The organism is Hymenobacter sp. M1-2 (genome assembly GCF_057808495.1).
The window spans coordinates 92,929-110,089 of sequence record NZ_JBTYZO010000007.1 but is presented as its reverse complement, the minus strand read 5'-3'; the positions used below and the strand labels follow the sequence as shown (position 1 = coordinate 110,089).

Genomic DNA, 17,161 nt, shown 5'->3' with positions numbered 1-17,161 from the left:
TGGCTCCACCGCTCAAGCACCAGCAGAACCTGGGCCGAGGCGCCGCGAGTAAACCTTGCGCCGCGCCAACCCGGCCCTTGGCCGGGTTGGCGCGGCGCTTACTTTTCCGCAATTTGCGCGCTGTCTGCTTTTCCGTACCGGCCAAGGTTTATCTGTTTTCTTGCATCTATGCGTTCTCCTTCCCGGCTGGCTAGTTGGTTCTGCACCGTTTTGTTGGTGGCAATGGCGTGGTGGTACTACCCGCCGCCGCAAACTGGCCCCGCGTCGCCGGTGCTCAACTGGGATGCTTCCGGCTACTACCTCTACCTGCCCGCCGCCTTCATCCACCACGACCTGCGCGAACTGAATTTCCGCGAGCAGCTGCTCAAAGAGTACGCCCCCACGCCCGATTTCTACCAGGCATTTCGGCACCAGGGCAGCGGCCACTTCGTGATGAAGTATCCGGCTGGGCTGGCTGTGCAGGAATTGCTGTTTTTCCTAGCGGCTCACGCCCTGGCCAAGCCCCTCGGCTACCCCGCCGACGGTTTTTCTCCGCCCTACCAGCTGGCCATCAAGCTGGCTAGTCTGCTGGTTTCAATCTTGAGCTTCTGGCTGCTGCGCCGGGCGCTGTTGCCGCGGTTTGGGGAGTGGCCCACCGCCCTCACGCTGCTCATACTGCTGCTAGGCACCAACTACATTACGTACAGCGGGGCCGGGCACGGCGGCATGACGCATTGCTGGCTGTTTTTTTGGTACGCGGCGCTGTTGCTGCTCACGCCGGCCTTCTACGCGCGCCCTAGCGCGGGAAAGGCCGTTGGTATTGGGGCTATAGTAGGGCTGATGACGCTGACGCGCCCCACCGAAATTCTGGCCTTGGTGCTGGTACTGCTGTGGGGGCTGGCTCCAACGAGAGCCAGTTTGCACGCTCGTCTGGCCTTCTGGCGGCAGCATTGGCCACTGCTGCTCGCTGCCGCGCTAGCCGGCGGCACACTGCTCAGCATTCAGCCCCTCTACTGGCACTACGTCTCCGGCGATTGGGTCGTGTATAGTTACCAGGAACAAGGCTTTAGTTGGCTGAAACCGCACTTATGGTATGGCATATTCGGCTTCCAGACCGGCTGGCTTATGTACTCGCCGCTGCTCCTGACGGCCTTGGTTGGTTTCGGGCCGCTGCGCCGCCAACAGCCGGAGGCGTTCTGGGCCATGCTATTATTCACCGTGCTCTTTATCTACGTCACTTTTGCTTGGGACGAGTGGACCTATGGCGGCGGCCTGGGCATTCGGGCCATGATTGAGAGCTATGCCGTGCTGGCTTGGCCTATGGCCGCCGCCTTGCGCTGGCTGCTGGCCCGGCCACTCTGGGCGGCGGCTTACGGCGTGGTGGCAGTGCTGGGATGTGCCTACGGTTTTTGGCTGACGCAGATGGCTATACCTGGCGGCAAAGGGTTGCTGGCCGCCGGCCAAATGAACCGTACTTACCTCTGGCGCATCTTATTTCGCTACGAGGTGCCGCCCGAAACCATGCTGCTGCTCGATAGCAACTCAGAATTTACGGGCACGCCCCACAATACGCGGGTGCTCTGGCAGCAAGATTTCGAGCAGCCGGCGCCGGGATTCTGCGGCACGCCCGCGCTGCAAGGCAACTGCTCCCTTATGCTAGATGCCGCCCACCCGCGTAGTGCCGAATGGGTGATTCCGGCCCGTCCTGGCCAGTTTGAATGGGTGCGGGCCTACGCGCAAGCCCGCGCCGACCAAGTGGAATGGAATGCGGACCGGATGACGCAGTACGTGGTGCGCTTCCGGCGCGGCACCGAAATCGTGAAGGAGCGGACGGTGCGTCTCCAGCTAGCCCTCAACGAAGCCAACTGGCCCCGGGAGCTACACTTCGACATGCGCCCCCCCAAAGAAGGTTTCGACAACGTTTCCATCACCTTCCTCTACCAGGGCTCCACCGCCCACCTCCTCCTCGACAACGCCAAGGTAGAATCCTTCGATCACTGATTAGCACGGATCACGGATGAGCACGGATTTTAGCGGATTGCACGGATTTTGTAGCTGGCGCGGACATCACCTTGCCTAATACAGTACGACAAAAAAGGACTTGCTATCTGGCAAGTCCTTCTAGGTTTCAATCGTCCACAAAATCCGTGCAATCCGTTAAAATCCGTGCTCATCCGTGATCCGTGATTCATATCAGACCCCGCGACTTGAACTCCAGGTATTTATTGATGGTGTTTACGGTTAGATTTTGGGGGGCGGTGAGGAGGGCGTGAATGCCGTACCGGTTCAACTCGCGCACGATTTGACGCTTCTCCTGGGCGAATTTCTCGGCAATGGTTTGATTGTAGACGTCCTGGGTAGTGGCGGCGGGGGCGTCGAGGAAGGTGCGTAGCTCGGTGTTTTCGAAGAAGACTACTAGGAGCAGATGGTCTTTGGCGAGGCGGCGCAGATAGGGCAGCTGGCGCTGCATGCCGCTCAGCGTTTCGAAGTTGGTGAACAAAATAAGCAGGCTACGCTGCCGGATGTTGTTCTTGATGCTGATGTAGAGGCGCTCGTAGTCAGTTTCGAGGTACTTGGTGCGTTGCCGGTAAAGCACCTCCAGCAGCTTGCGCATATGCCCACCACGACGGTCGGCGGGCAGCAGGGTGCCGGGCTGGTGCGAGAAAGTGAGCAGCCCTGCTTTATCGTGCTTGAGGATGGCAATGTTGCTCACCACCAGCGTGGCGTTGATGGCGTAATCAAGTAGGCTCAGACCTTCGAAGGGCATGCGCATCACCCGGCCTTTGTCGATGAGGCAGTACACTTGCTGGGCGCGCTCGTCCTGGTAATGATTCACTACTAAGGCTTCGGCGGCGTGACCGGTGGTGGCGCGGCGTGCCGTGGCTTTCCAGTTGATGGCGCGCGGATCGTCGCCGGGCACGTAGGGGCGCACTTGCTCAAACTCCAAGCTGTGTCCTACTCGCCGAATGCGCTTCACGCCCACTTCTGTCAGCCGGTTGCTGATGGCCAGCAATTCGTACTGCCGCATCTGCAAAAACGACGGATACACCGGCACCACGCGTTGCCCGTCAAACCGGAACCGTCGCCGCACCAAGCCCAGCGGCGACGCCACGTACACATTCACGGCCCCAAACTCATACTCCCCACGCTTCACAGGCCGCAACTGGTACCGAATCACTTGCGTCTCACCCGCTGCGATATCCGCCCGGAACGACACGTTGCGGCGTTGAAACTGATGCGGAATCTCATCGATGGTTTCGGTGCTCACCTGAAAACGGTAGTGGTTTTCGAGGTAAATGCTGATGTCGTTGTCGGAGCCGTTGGCAAGCTTGTCGCCTAGCACCCGCCGCCCGAATACTTGCCCTGCTCCATTGCGGGCGGGCGCATAAAGCAGCACCACATCCAACACCGCCAGCGCCACTAATACTCCCAGCGCCAGTTGCACCGCAGCCAGCCAACCCGGCAGAAAAAACGCTACCACCAAGCCCAGAATGACGGCCGTGAGCAGTAGAAAAAACCGACGAGTGAGAAAAAAAGATTTCATATGAGTTGTGATGAGCCGTGCTGTCATTGCGAGCGAAGCGAAGCAATCCTTCCTCTAAGCGCTCAAAACTTCCCTGCGCGACAAGCTTTCTGTCGCTAGTGTGCTATCAAATTGTTGCAAACAGATCTTGCCACGCACTATTCGTAGCATTTATCAAATCAAGTTTCTTCTGTCTGGAGCCGGCTTTCAACTGCTTCTCCCGCGCAATAGCGGCATTTACATCCTGGTAGTGCTCGAAATACACTAGCTTATTCAAATTATATTTCTGCGTAAAGCCTCTCTGTTGACCAGCTTTGTGCTCAGCTACGCGGCGGCGTAAATCGTTCGTAATTCCGACATAGAGCACAGTGTGGTTGGTGTTGGTGAGGATATAGATATGGTAGTTGTGCTCGTGCATTGTCGAGGTTTATCAAAAGAAATTTGAATAGCATACTAGCGACAGAAAACTTGTTGCTTCAGTGGGCTTGTCTCCAAGAGAGGAAGGATTGCTTCGCGCTGCTCGCAATGACAGAAGTTACCGGGGTACTTCGATTTGCTGTAGAATTTGCTTCACGATATCATCGGCGGTGCTGCCTTCCATTTCGCGCTCGGGGGTGAGCTGGATGCGGTGGCGCAGCACGGGGGAGGCCAGGTATTGCACGTCTTCGGGCGTTACGAAGTCACGGCCGCGAAGGGCGGCCAGGGCTTTGGCGCCGTTGAGCAATGCCAGGGAGGCACGGGGAGATGCGCCTAGGTACAGGCCTTTGTGGGCGCGGGTCTGGCCCACTACACGGGCAATGTATTCGAGCAGTTTGGGCTCTACGTGCTGGCGACGCACCTGCTCACGCAGGCCGCGCAGGTCTTCGGCGGTTAATACGGCGCGTACTGCTTCCAGCGGCGTGCCCCCGAAACCAGCGTGGTGGCCTTGCAAAATGGCTACTTCCTCTTCCACGGTTGGGTAGCCCACGTTCAGCTTGAACAAGAATCGGTCGAGCTGGGCTTCAGGCAGACGGTAGGTACCCTCCTGCTCGATGGGGTTCTGGGTGGCCAGCACCATGAAGGGCTCCGGCACGGCGTAACGGGTGCCATCCTGCGTAACCTGCCGCTCCTCCATCACCTCAAACAGCGCCGACTGCGTTTTGGCGGGGGCGCGGTTGATTTCATCAATCAGCACGATGCTGGCGAAGATAGGGCCGGCCCGAAACTCGAACTCTGCTTTATTGGGCCGAAAAACCGAGGTGCCTAGTACATCGGACGGCATCAGGTCGGGGGTGAACTGCAGGCGGCTGAAGGGCACTTCCAGAGTGCGAGCCAGGAGCTTAGCCGTAAGCGTTTTAGCTACGCCCGGTACGCCTTCGAGCAGCACGTGCCCATCGGCCAGGATAGCCGTGAGTAGCAGCTCAGCTAAGGCTTGCTGGCCTACTATCACCTTGCTCAGCTCACTTCTAATGGCATCGGCGTGGCGGCCCAAGTTGCTCAAATCAGTGCGAGTGGCGAAAGGAGCAGCTGAGGTATCGTCAGCATCCGCCGCCAAGGCAGCGCTATTGGAAACCGGGTCCGACTCCAGCGAAACCGTGGAGTCTGGAGTCGTGCTCAATTCAGGCGTGACGGCTGGCGTGTTGTCGGGCTGTTGCGGTGCGGTTGAATCGGGGTTCAGGTTATTTTCCATGTAGAAAATCGAAAGCAGAGAGAAGCGAAAAGGTGGCGTGGAATAATTAAATTTTATTAAACAGATGTATTCTTCAAATGCTTGCTATAAGGTTATGAGGCTCTTATTAGGAATAATCCTAAACGGTATAAGTCAGTTTGAGGCATAGTACAACTTTCTAGGAAGCGGCTTTACGAAACTCGTTTATTGCCTTATTCAGCCCCAGCAAATCGGCATCGGTTACTCGTGGAGCAGTGAGCAAGTAGTTGATGCGGCGCACCAGCGCGTCGATTTCTGCGCGCGGAATGCCGGCTTTCTGGGCCAGCCGTTCGCGGGCGGCTTCGTCGTTCAGGTCCAGGCTTGGCTCGTGGAAGCGGGTGCGCAGATGCTCCAGAAACAGCCCAATCTTTTTCTCGGCAATGGGCACGTGGCTGGTGCCTTGGCGGTAGAGGCTGGCGACCGTGCGCGTGAAAAGGAGCGTGGTGTTGGGCAGCGGTTTGAGGATAGGAATGATGCGCTGCCGCCGCCGGGCTTCAAATACCACGAATAGCAGCGCTCCGAGCAGCGTGAGATACAGTGCCCAGCGCAGGGCATCGTGAGCCAGCAGTACCCGCAACAACGACTGTTCTTCTTGGCGGCCCTGCTTCTGGTATTCATCCCACCACACTGGCCGGCCCGTGGGCAGATAAGAAAGGGCTGCGAAAGCGAAATTGGCCGTAGCGGGCTGGAGTACGAAATAATTGGTGAACGCCAGGGGCAACGTGCAGAGGTAGATGTGGCCCTGGCCGTGCGGCACGCGCACCAGCACGGCGCGTCCGGCAGTATCGGCAGCGAGCTGGGTGGCGCGCATGCCACTATCGGGGAGCAGGCGGTAGGAAGAACCCAGCGCGGGCAGGCGGAAGCCATTGCGGCCTATTTGGCGGTTGAGCCCCGCATTACTCAGCCGAAACAGCGCCGAGTCTTTGAGCAAGGCATCGGGCGAGGCGTCTTGCAAGTGGGGCCGGCTAACGAAAGGTGCGGTGCGGAAACCTAGCGTATCCGCAAAATGCCTGTCAAACTGCTCGGCAACAATGAACACGTCGTTGCCGCGAGCCACGTGCCGCAGCAGGGAGCGGCAGTCCGAAGCACTCAGCTCAAAGGCATCATCCACGAAAACATAGGTGGCCTTCGCAAAGCCAGATTCGGCTAGGCCGGCCATGTAGTCGGCAGCTTCCGTGGTATCCGGCTCCCCAGCGGCAGTAGCTTCGGCGGGGTCACCGAGAAAGGTAGCTTCCTCAAATTCCGTAGTATCGGCAGAAGCAGAAACCGTCGAATCGGCAGTGGCATCCGTAGTAGTAGCTTGGGCAGCCGAGTCGGTTGCAGTTGAATCTGAGTAGTCTTCCTCGTATTCTTCCGATACTGTATCGGCGGTAACAGTGTATTCCTCGTCTAACTCTTCGGCTCCTTCAATCTGGCTGTAGATGGGCACGCGCACGGCTTTCACCTCACGCTTCTCCACGCCCATTATTTCGGGCAGCACGTCGTAAAGCACGTAGGTGCCGTAGGGAATCTTGTCTTTGTTTTGAAAAGTGGGCGTCCAGTCCAGGGGTTTGGGTCGATAATATTCCACGGCCACATAAGCCCCGAAAAGCAGCGCTAACCCCAACAAATACCAGCGGAAAGTCGTCATGGCGGAGTGGATCAGGCAGCGCGGCGGTTGGGTTGGAGCAGTTGCTGAAACGCGACTCGCGTGGCGCGCGCCTGAGCGTAGTGGGCGGGCGTGAGGTCGTCGTGCTCGCCGTACCACACGTAGTCGAACTGCCGGGTTAGCTCTCGGAAGGCCGCTGGCAGTGGGCCATTGGGCAGTTCGAAGAGGTAGTCGTGGTTGGTTTTATCGGGCTGCCACCGAATCAGGCCCTGGTCGGTGAGCTGTTTGAGCACGTGCAAATAACCCAGACGCACGGCCAGGCGGTAGTTGCCCGCCGTTTCGGCCGTGGCCAGCAGCTTATCGAAGTCCAGTCCGTGGATGTCTTCGTCTTGTACATCGTAGGCCAGCGCGGCCGGGCGCGGATTGCGGCCGAAGGCACGGGTGAAGTCAATTTGCATAAGCTTCAGCACCACAAACACCAGGGCCACTATCAGCCCGGCGTAGATGCCGTATTCCCACAAAATTTTGCCGGGCCGGGTTTCGAGCAAATCGGAAATCCAGCGCCAAAAGCGGAGCTTGAGCAAATCCCAGCCACTTTGCTCGCTCTTCACTTCCACGTACTGAAATTCCCGCTGCTGCCGAAATGCCCGCATTCGCTCGGGCGCGGGCCGCCGTAACGGCACGGGCGCGGCGCGGTCGGGGGGAAGTGCGTAGGTAGCGGCAGCATCGCGGGTACGCTGTGCGGCAACCGGGACGGCGGCCAGGGGAAGGAGCAGCAAAAGCAGCAGCGCCACATGGCAGCCACGGCGGAAACAAGAGAAAAAATACACTAAGAAGCGCAGTACAGGCGGGCAGAAAAGTGGGGAAATATAGGCGAAAAGTTGCCCCGTTTAATACTCGCCGTCATCATCGGGACGGTAGGTGTGGTTGTAAGCAACGGGCGCTGGGTTAGCACCCAGGCTGTCGACGAGGCTGCGCAATCCCACTCCTTCTTTGCGCTCCACGAGGTTGAAGTACTGAAACAGCAGCGCCACAAAAACGGGGGTGTACAGAATCATGCGGCCAACAGAGGCCAGGATGGTGGAAAATACAACCAGCACATCCGATTCCAGCCATGACCAATGCAACATCTTACCAAATGTGGCGGCGTAGAGAGGCAGCTGAAAAATAATGCCCACTACAGCCACCAGCAGCGACATCACTACAATCAGGCCGAAGGTAGACCACCACTTGCTGCGGATCAGCCATAGGTTGCGCTTAATGGCTGCAATTATGCCCTGCTGCTCAAATGCCTGCACCACCCACACTAGGCTCAGCGCAATGCTTAGGTATAAGCCTGGCACCAGCAAGAGCACATATCCCACTAAGACAAGAGGGAGCACAACAATTGACATCAATAGCAACTGTGGCGCTAGAGGGCGTACTTGGTTCCACACCAACTCGGGCGTCACGGCCTGCTCTGGTGGTAGCGCCAGCCGTATCAGCACGTAACCGTTTACGGTGGCCCCTAGCATCACATAGGAAGCCAGCGAGGCTAATATGCCCAGCCAGTACATTTGCCCTCCAGCGTTGTAGAGGTCAAACACGTGCTTGAATGAGTTGTCGGAGCTTTGGCCAATGATGTCGAGGGATCTGGTTTGGAACACTCCCAACGCCACGCCCATCAGCAATGCCGGCGGTAGCACGAAGTAGAGCAAGCACTTGCCCAACGGCCGCCAGTGCGCACCTAGAAACTCAAACGTAGCTCCAATCTTGGCCCCAAAATCCCGCTCCTGGCGGAATTCAGATTTGCGGGTAAACTTCAATTGCTTCATAATAAACTCAAGAGATAAATCTCGAACCAGTCAGATTCCCCGCGGAACGCGCACCGCTAAAACCTGTGCTCAGAATGCCCTTCACCTAGTACTCGCCGTCATCGTCGGGGCGGTAGGTTTGGTTGTAGGCCACGGGTGCCGGGCCGGCCCCTAGACGGTCGATAAGGCTGCGCATGCCCAGGCCTTCCTTCTGCTCCACGAGGTGGAAATACTGGAACACCAGCGCCAGCAACGACACCGGGTACGTAAGCACGGTGCCGGCCGCGTAAATGCACTGCGCCGCCATGCCCAGCGCGTCCGATTGTAGTCCGGGTATCTTAAGCAGCTTACCGAACATCACGGCGTACTGGGGCAAAACAAACAGAATGGTGAGCATGCTCTGAATGAGGCCGGCCACGAATACTAGTCCGAGCGTAGACCACCAGTTATTGCGCGCCAGGTAGAAGCAGCGCTGGAGCGCCGTCGTCACGTTGCTTTCTTCCAGAATAAGAACCGGAAAATAGAGAGCAAGCGGCACCGCCACGTACACCAGCGCGGGAATAAGGAGGAATAATAGCAAGAACGCGAAAGGGCCCATTCCCGCCACTACCACCCCAAATACCAGGGCTACGAGCAGGTAGATGCCGAACAGCAACGCAAACGCCAGTAGTATTCGGCCGAGGGTTTGCTTTACTCCCACCCAGACTTCGGCCGGCGTTGGCAACTCAACCGGCTCTGCAATGAGCAGCTGCACGTAAGCATACACTGTGCTCATAAGCATGATGAAGGATAGCACTCCACCCAGCATGGCTACTCCGAAGCCCGCGAAATAAGAGGCGCCAAACATCGATGAAGGATCAACGGTGTTGGGATTGTCCTTGGCTGCCCCCATCATGTTCCACATACCGTTGGTCACGACTCCTAACCCGACGCCCATAATCAGCGTGACGGGCAGCACGAAGTAAAGCAGGCACTTGCCCAACGGCCGCCAGTGCGCACCTAGAAACTCGAACGTGGCTCCAATTTTGGCCCCGAAATCTCGCTCCTGGCGGAATTCAGACGCGTGGGTGAATTTTGCTTGCATGAGCTGGTGTGGTTAGGCAGACAGAAGGCGACGCTGGAGTTGCCGGGGGTAAAGAATGAAATACCAGATGATGAAGGCCCCCGACGAGCCAATAATGGCCAGACTCAGCCACACGGGCATTTCGGTGTGGCGCGTAACGAAGCCCTCCAAGAAACCAGCCACGATGAAAATAGGCACCAGCCCGATGGCCAACTTGAGGCCGTCGCGGGCGGCTTGGCGGAAGGAGTCGGTGCGGGAGTAGGTACCCGGAAACAGCAGGCCCCGCGCCATCACGAAGCCCGCTCCGCCAGCCAGCACAACAGCTGATATTTCCAGCGTGCCATGAATCCAGATGGTGAGTAGGGAAGGCAGCAGCACACCTTTTTGGTAGAAGAAGTACTGAAACGAGCCCAGCATCATACCGTTGCGAAACAGCGCCCACACCGTGCCCATGCCCAGCGTGGCGCCCAGCGCGTACGCCACCAACGACACATAGATGTTATTCAGAGTAATAAAAAGAAACATGGGAGCCTCGCTCATGCCCTTGTACACGGCCATGGGGTCGCCGCGCTCAATGTTTTCGAGGGTTTTATTCACGTAGGCATCGCCGAGCACTACTCGCACAAAACTGTCGTCGTAGGCGGCCGAAAGTGCGCCGACCAGCGTGAAGACCGTGAACAGGATGAGCGACACGGCCAGCGTCTGGTGGTGCTGAGCCACCAGCAACGGTAGCTCCTGCCGCCAAAACTGCCCAAACCGGCCCGTAGATTCGGTTTTGTTTTTGTAAATGGCTTGGTGCTGGCGTGCCGTCAGGTCGTTGAGGTAGCGCGTAGTGGGCGAGCCGGGGTAGAACGTCTGGGCGTAAGCCAAGTCGTCGGTAAGTTCCACGAAACGAGCCGCCAGCTCATCGGGATCGGCTGGGGGTTGGCTTTCGTACTGCTGCCACTTGGCTTCATTGAGCCGGAGAAATACCGCTTCACGCATACACGAATCTAGCAGAGGAAAAAATGGCAACAAATAACGGATAGGATGGGCGGCTGCAATGACTGAAATGCGGGTAGAACCCGTAATTTGCAGCCTTGTCAGGTTCTGCGAAGATTGCTAATTTTTCCGACCTCGTCTCTATTTTCCGTTACCTAAATTAAGCGATTCCGCTTGCCAGCCGCGCCTCTGCCATGAGTACCATCCGCGTCCAGACCACCCAGAATGTTACGCTCGAATACGAAGTCGCCAGCGTAGGCGAGCGAATCGTTGCCGCCATCATCGACAATATTATCCTAGTGGCGTGGGGAGTGGCTTGGTTGCTGCTGTTTTCGGCTGCGGGAGTAACTGATGAGTTGATGGGAATTCTGGTGGTGGTGTTGGCGGGTGTGCCGTACGTGTTCTACCACTTGGCCTGCGAAGTTTTCTTCAATGGCCAAAGCATCGGCAAAAAGGCCCGCCACATCAAAGTCATCCGCCTCGATGGCACCCGCCCCGGCCTCGGCGACTATCTGCTCCGCTGGATTCTGCGCATCGTGGATACTGGCTTGTTCAGCGGCCTCATTGCCATAGTCGTGATTCTGGCCAATGGCCGCGGCCAGCGCCTCGGCGACCTGGCGGCCGGCACGGCCGTCGTGAGCACCCGGCCGCGCCAGAGCACCGGCCCGCTGGCCCCGGCCTTCACCGCTTCCGATTACGTGGTGGTATTCCCGCAAGCCGCCCAACTACAGGACCACGATGTAGCTACCATCCGCCAGTTGCTGTTCAAAGGGCTGGAGCACGAAAACTACGAGCTACTCAACGAGGTGGCCAATAAAGTGAAGTCGCTCACTGGTATCCAAACCCAGCTCCCCGACGAAGCCTTCCTCCGCACCGTCCTCCGCGACCATGCGCACTTAGCAGCGGTGCAAGGGTAGCAGAGCAGAATCTAAGCACAATAAAAAAGCCGTTCCGCATTGCGGAACGGCTTTTTTATAAGCTAAAAGATAACCTTAGTCGAGCAATACGCCCTGGCGGGTACCAGCTGGCTGGCCATCGAAGCTGAGGCGGAAGAAGTAAGTGCCGGCAGCGTGGCCCCGACCGTTCCAGCGTACCGTCTGCGGACCAGCAGCACGCACGCCAGCATCCATAGTGTCTACGGTGCGGCCCAGAGCGTCAGTCACGGTCATTGTCACGCGGGCAGCGCGGGGCAGGCCGAAGGTTACTTGCGCTTCGTTGCGCAATGGATTAGGATAAAGCGACAGGTTGGTAGCCAACTCGGCGGGCCGTACGGCCGTCACACCGGCAGCGCCGGCCACGGCAATGTCGCGGATGGCGCTGCCATTGCCGATAAGGCCCACTGCGGTGGTAGCGCCGGTGGTGGTATTGAGCGTGTAGAAAGTGCTGTTGCCGTTAGCGGCAGCATTGGCAACCAGGTAGGCTGAGTTGGTGGTGCCGCTGGTGTAGATATCCATGTCAATGTCGCGGGTAGCATCGCCGGCGAGGCCGCTGGCGCCTATGGTGGTCAGCGTGCCAGCGTTTGGTGGGTTTTGCAGAGCCAGCACGTTGAGGGCAGCATCGTAGTCGAAGAGCTGCGTTTCGGTAGTACCCACTACGCTGTTAGTGTAAGCCACCGCGCCAATAGAGGGCGTGGCAGCCGCGTTGACATCACCCGTGGCGAAGCTGATCTGGCCGTCAGTAGCGGCTACGGTGCCGTCGTTAGGATTGAGGCGGAAGTTGGCGCGGTTGGCGCCCACCACCCGAATCCGGTCTACGGTCGGGTTGAAGTCAAACGATACGCTGCCCGCGCCCAGCGCCAGAGCTACCGGCGTAGCATTAATGGCCCGCGCCGCGCCCGTGGCGGCGTTTATGGTATAAACAGTGGCTGTCTGCGCTGTTGAGTTGTAGCCCAGCGCGTACAGCGAGTTAGTAACCGGACGTACATCCAGACCCACCAGCGTCTGCGTGGCATCGACGCCCGTTATGCTCACCGCGGAACGAATAAGGCCCGGGTTGGCCGAGTCGAACGTGAGCAGGTTGGTGGTAGTACCTGCACCTAGCGCATACACTAACTGACCAGTGAGGGCAGGCAGCGTGGGCCGCGTAATCTGCACGGCAATATCCGTGACGCTGACCAAGCCGTTGCCAATAGCGCCTACCGAAGTGGTAGCCGCCGTGGTTAAGTTAAGCGTGTAGAGCGCCGTGCTTGTACCGGTGGTACCCGAGGTAGTGATGGTCAGGTAAGCCGTGTTGGTGCTGGTAGTGGAATTGAAGTAGATATCGAAGTCAGCCGATTGGCCTTGGCCGGATGTGGCGGTGCTCAGCGTACCCACGGTGTTGACCGTGCCATTATTTGGCGGATTCTGGGTGAGCAGGCGGCTGGCGGCCTCGTCGATATCGTAGAGCGTGGTGCCGGTGGCGCCAAGGTAGGAGTTGGTATACGCTACGGCTCCCACGGCTGGGGTCTGCCCAGCGTTGGCGTCGCTGGTTGCGTAAGCAAGGTTACCGTCAGTAGCCGCCAAGCCGCCCGTTACGGGGTTGAGGCGCAGATTAGCCTGGTTGAGGCTGCTCACCACCCGAATCCGGTCTACGGTGGGGTTGAAGTCGAAGCCGATGCGGGCCGTAGCGCCGCCCAGGGGCATGGCAATGGGGCCGGCACCTACGCCGGTAGCCAGGCCGGTTGTTGCATTGATGATATAGAGCTGGCCGGTTTGGGCGGTGGCATCATAGCCGAGGGCAAACAGCTGCCCGGTGGCCGGGCGCGAGTCCAGCCCTACCACCGTTTGGCCGCTGGCAATACCCGTAATAGGCACTGTGGCCGTGATGGTGCCGGGCGCCGTAGCACTAAACGAGACCAAGGCATTGCCAGGAGTGCCGCTCACCGAGGAGAGGCCGTAAATAGTTTGAGCGGTGGCCGGCAGCGCCACGGCGCCAGCGAAAAGAGCAGTGAGGGCCGCGCCTTTGCAGGCCGCCGTCCAACGAGTAAAGTTGCTGTTCATTGAAAGGAAGGAAGAGGATGAGAAATAATACGCCTTGCCTACTAGTGGGCAGACAGAGAAGCATACGGCTGGGCTTCGGCTATGGATTTTGACTTCACACGATTTAATTCAACTTTAATCTCGTCTTTGCCCGCTGCCCAATTTTGTTTGGGGACGGAGACTTGTTTGACAAAGGCGACAAACAAAATGGCTGCCTCTAGCTGCCTCTATAAGTAGAAGCAGCCATCAACAGATACAGCAAGATCTAGCGCCTTACCACGGCACATGCTCATTTTGCCAGGTTACGAAGCTGCCGTTTTCCTCGGCGTGCAGTTGGTCGGCGAGGCGCAGGATGCCTTTAGCGGCTACCGCCGGGTCTTGCGCGGCCGAACCGCCGCCCATGCCCGTGCGCACCCAGCCCGGATCTACCAATACTGATAGCACGCCGTACTGCCCAATCTCGGCCGCCAATGCTCGCATGTACATATTGAGGGCGGCTTTGCTGGCGCTGTAATGGTAGGGGTCGCCGGAGGCCTTCCACGTCAAAGAGCCCTGCCCCGACGATAGACTCAGGATCCGGGCTTTGGTGCCTGCCCGCAGCAAATCAAGAAATGCCTGCGCTACCAGCAACGGCCCCACGGCATTCACGCGCAGCACGTTCAGGGCACTATCGGCCGTGAACTGGCCCAAGCGCTGGTTTTCGGGGTCTTCGGGGCCGGCGCCGGGGTAAACGCCCGCGTTGTTGATGAGCAGATCGAGGCCATCCGCAGCGGCTTTTACCACTGCGAGAGCCGCTTGAATGCTGGCTTCGTCCGTGACATCGAGCGGCACGAGCGTGAGGCGACCCTTGTGTTGGGCGGCTAGCTCGTGCAGGTCGGTGGCCGCATCGGGGCGGCGGCAGGTGGCAAATACGGTGTCGCCGCGCTCCAGCGACTGGCGGGTGAGGTCGAGTCCCAGGCCCCGGTTGGTCCCGGTAATAAGAACGCGTTTCATGTGTTCGGCTTGAAAAGGAGAGAGTGAAGAGCGATTAATGGCTCGAAGATATGGCGGCGTAGTCTCCAAACATTTCTTTCAAACTCGCAAGTTGGGGAGGGGTTTGGAAGCTCGTCAAAAAACAAACGCCAGTGGTTCGAAAACCACTGGCGTTTGCTGCTATTTCTTGGGAAGAGAGCTGCTTAGCTCTTTACTTCCACCACGCGCGTTTCCGAGAAACGGTCGTGCCAGCCGGGACCGTCGAGCAAGAAGGTTATGGCGTCTACTAGGGGGATCAAACGCCACAGAGTACGCGTCCGAAGCGCGTCGGGCAGAAGTGGCGAACCATCGGCCATCACCGCCTTGGTGCCTGTCACACGTTTGCCGATAGTCTGGCCTGAGCTACCTTCCAGCGTGGTGTAATAGAAGTAAGATACAACAAGGTTGATGACAAGGGAAAGCAGTGAAGCAATAATCCCGCTCAGACCTACCATTATCAGCACATACATGATAATGTTGGCAACAACACCAATGATGATGATGTCGATTATGTAGTTGACGAAACGCTTAATCTTGGGCGCTTCTGCCAATGCGCCCGTAGTAGGCTGGCCAATGTTGAAAGATGAGGTAGAAGAGGTAGTAGATGGTTCCATGCGCATTAAAAAAGTTGGTTGTGTGTGTAAGGGAGCTGTAAGATGGGTAAAGTTGAGTTCTTAACAAGAGCATTAGAATATTTTTATCAATAAAATAATGCCGGCTGCGCTACGAGTAGAGTAGCACAACCGGCATTAAAATGTGGATTATAGCCAACAAACAGCCTTTAGCCGGCCGCAATAGCCTTGCGCCGACTCGTGCGCGGCAGACGCTCTTCCGAACCATGAGATAACAGTTCGTCGTCGCGCTCGGTCTTTTTCACCGTCCAGCCTAGCGAATACAGATCCCGGCGCCGGTCGCGCAGGTTGCGCACGGCGCCGCTCGTATTCAGATCCTTGAGCAGGTCGAGGTCGAGGTCGGCAATGAGGGTCATCTCGGTGTTTGGCGTCGCCTCGGCCACGATGGCGTCGTGGGGGAAGGCGAAATCCGAGGGGCTGAACACGGCACTTTGCGAATACTGAATGTCCATGTTCTCTACGCGCGGTAGGTTGCCCACCGAGCCGGTAATAGCTACGTAGCACTCGTTCTCGATAGCCCGGGCCTGGGCGCAGATGCGCACCCGCTGGTAGGCGTTTTTGGTGTCGGTCCAGAAAGGCACGAACAGGATTTTCACGCCCTCGTCGGACAACATGCGCGCCAGTTCCGGGAACTCCACATCATAGCAAATCAGAATGCCGATTTTGCCGAAATCAGTGTCGAAGCACTTGAGTTTGTCGCCGCCGCGCATGCCCCAGTAGCTGGCCTCGTCGGGCGTTACGTGCAGCTTGTACTGTTCGTCCACGGTACCGTCGCGGCGGCAGAGGTAGGCCACGTTGTGCAGCTTGCCATCCTCATACACCGGCATGGAGCCGGCAATAATGTTGATGTTGTAGCTCACGGCCAGCTCCATCATCTTGGCTTTGATAGGCTCCGTGAAAGCCGCCATCGAGCGGATAGCCACCGACGGCGACTCCTCATTGGTGAGGGCCATGAGCGGGGCGTTGAAGAACTCCGGGAACATCACGCAGTCCGACTTATAGCCCGACACAGTATCAACGAAGAACTCGATCTGCTGCAACAAGTCCTCCAGGCTGCGCGTGGCCCGCATCTGCCACTGCACGATGCCGATGCGGACGTTGCTTTTCTGGTTGCCAATGAGCTTTTCCTCTTCCTCGTAGTAAACGTTCAGCCATTCCAGCAGCGTGGCGTAGGCCTTCGATTCGGAATCATAAGGCAGGTAGCCACGGATGATTTTGCGAACGTGGAATTCGTTGGCGAGCTGGAAAGTGAGGATGGGGTCCGTGATTTCCTTGTTGCGCACCATCTCTACGTACTTGGCCGGCGTCATTTCATTGGCGTAGGCCGCATAGCCCGGTATGCGCCCACCCGCCACCATGGCGCGCAGGTTCAGGTTTTCGCATAGTTCCTTGCGAGCATCGTAGAGGCGGCGCCCCAGGCGCAGGGAGCGGTATTCCGGGTCCACGAACACGTCCACGCCGTAGAGCGTGTCGCCATCCGGGTTGTGAGTGTTGAACTTGCCGTTGCCCGTGATTTTGGCGTAGGTGTGCCGGTCGCCGAAATCGGAATACTGCACGATAATAGCCAGAGCCGCGGCCACCAGCCGGCCATTGTCTTCGATGCCAATCTGGCCCTCGGGAAACTTACGGAGCAGGGCACTAAACTCGTCCGATGACCAGGAGCCCTCCATGTTGGAGTACACCTTGTCCATGATTTCCTTCACGGCTTTGAAGTCGGAGCGGCGCAGGGTGCGCAGTACCAGCTTGTGGGCCGGAACAGCCGTGGGCGTGAGCCGTTCGGCTACCTGGGGCATGCCGGGTAAAGTTTGCTTTTTGGCGTGGCCGCCACCGGCCTTGCCGTTTGAACTCGTTGCCATATAAAGAAGAAGGAGAATGTCGTGGAAGAGACACAAAGATACCGTCCTGCTAGCCGGGTACGGCGCTTGTCTTACGGCGCTACAACAAATT

The 17,161-nt window shown here is 58.1% G+C and carries 14 protein-coding genes; 2 read left to right on the top strand and 12 right to left on the bottom strand.

All coding sequences use genetic code 11. The features are described 5' to 3' along the window. Positions 1-168: 168 nt before the first annotated feature. Positions 169-1,980 (top strand): hypothetical protein, encoded by a 1,812-nt coding sequence (locus ACYSMN_RS08780; RefSeq protein WP_488923489.1) that lies wholly within the window; start codon positions 169-171, stop codon positions 1,978-1,980. A gap of 187 nt (positions 1,981-2,167) precedes the next feature. Here the strand turns inward: ACYSMN_RS08780 and ACYSMN_RS08775 are convergent, their stop codons facing one another. The 8 genes from ACYSMN_RS08775 to ACYSMN_RS08740 form a co-directional block, all read right to left on the bottom strand. Beyond that, the gene (locus ACYSMN_RS08775; protein ID WP_488923488.1) at positions 2,168-3,523 is read right to left on the bottom strand and encodes a DUF58 domain-containing protein; all 1,356 of its coding nucleotides are present in this window, start codon (positions 3,521-3,523) and stop codon (positions 2,168-2,170) included. Positions 3,524-3,629: 106 nt separating this feature from the next. Then, positions 3,630-3,920, bottom strand: a complete 291-nt coding sequence (locus ACYSMN_RS08770; RefSeq protein ID WP_488923487.1) for a GIY-YIG nuclease family protein — start codon at positions 3,918-3,920, stop codon at positions 3,630-3,632. A gap of 117 nt (positions 3,921-4,037) precedes the next feature. Then, entirely contained in the window at positions 4,038-5,171 is a 1,134-nt protein-coding gene (locus ACYSMN_RS08765) for an AAA family ATPase (RefSeq protein ID WP_488923486.1), read from the bottom strand. A 157-nt stretch (positions 5,172-5,328) separates the two neighbouring features. After that, positions 5,329-6,819 carry a DUF4350 domain-containing protein gene (locus ACYSMN_RS08760; protein WP_488923485.1) on the bottom strand — a complete coding sequence of 497 codons (1,491 nt, stop codon included), beginning with the start codon at positions 6,817-6,819 and terminating at the stop codon, positions 5,329-5,331. Between the two features lie 11 nt (positions 6,820-6,830). Next, entirely contained in the window at positions 6,831-7,571 is a 741-nt protein-coding gene (locus ACYSMN_RS08755) for a DUF4129 domain-containing protein (RefSeq protein ID WP_488923484.1), read from the bottom strand. 96 nt (positions 7,572-7,667) lie between these two features. Next, positions 7,668-8,591, bottom strand: coding sequence for a hypothetical protein (locus ACYSMN_RS08750; RefSeq protein WP_488923483.1), 924 nt, complete (start codon positions 8,589-8,591; stop codon positions 7,668-7,670). An 85-nt stretch (positions 8,592-8,676) separates the two neighbouring features. Beyond that, the gene (locus tag ACYSMN_RS08745; protein WP_488923482.1) at positions 8,677-9,654 is read right to left on the bottom strand and encodes a hypothetical protein; all 978 of its coding nucleotides are present in this window, start codon (positions 9,652-9,654) and stop codon (positions 8,677-8,679) included. Positions 9,655-9,666: 12 nt separating this feature from the next. Continuing rightward, positions 9,667-10,617: a stage II sporulation protein M gene (locus ACYSMN_RS08740; protein WP_488923481.1), complete on the bottom strand. Its 951-nt coding sequence runs from the start codon at positions 10,615-10,617 to the stop codon at positions 9,667-9,669. 191 nt (positions 10,618-10,808) lie between these two features. On the opposite strand from ACYSMN_RS08740, the gene ACYSMN_RS08735 reads away from it, so the two are divergent. Next, positions 10,809-11,531 (top strand): RDD family protein, encoded by a 723-nt coding sequence (locus ACYSMN_RS08735; protein WP_488923480.1) that lies wholly within the window; start codon positions 10,809-10,811, stop codon positions 11,529-11,531. A 75-nt stretch (positions 11,532-11,606) separates the two neighbouring features. Here ACYSMN_RS08735 and ACYSMN_RS08730 read toward each other — a convergent pair whose 3' ends face one another. The 4 genes from ACYSMN_RS08730 to ACYSMN_RS08715 form a co-directional block, all read right to left on the bottom strand. Next, a complete protein-coding gene (locus ACYSMN_RS08730; RefSeq protein ID WP_488923479.1) occupies positions 11,607-13,592 on the bottom strand; it encodes a DUF4394 domain-containing protein in 1,986 nt (661 codons plus the stop codon). A 252-nt stretch (positions 13,593-13,844) separates the two neighbouring features. Next, positions 13,845-14,564, bottom strand: a complete 720-nt coding sequence (locus tag ACYSMN_RS08725) for an SDR family oxidoreductase (protein ID WP_488923478.1) — start codon at positions 14,562-14,564, stop codon at positions 13,845-13,847. Between the two features lie 182 nt (positions 14,565-14,746). Further along, positions 14,747-15,196, bottom strand: a complete 450-nt coding sequence (locus ACYSMN_RS08720; protein ID WP_488923477.1) for an RDD family protein — start codon at positions 15,194-15,196, stop codon at positions 14,747-14,749. Between the two features lie 167 nt (positions 15,197-15,363). After that, entirely contained in the window at positions 15,364-17,007 is a 1,644-nt protein-coding gene (locus ACYSMN_RS08715) for a GNAT family N-acetyltransferase (protein WP_488923587.1), read from the bottom strand. Positions 17,008-17,161: the final 154 nt, after the last annotated feature.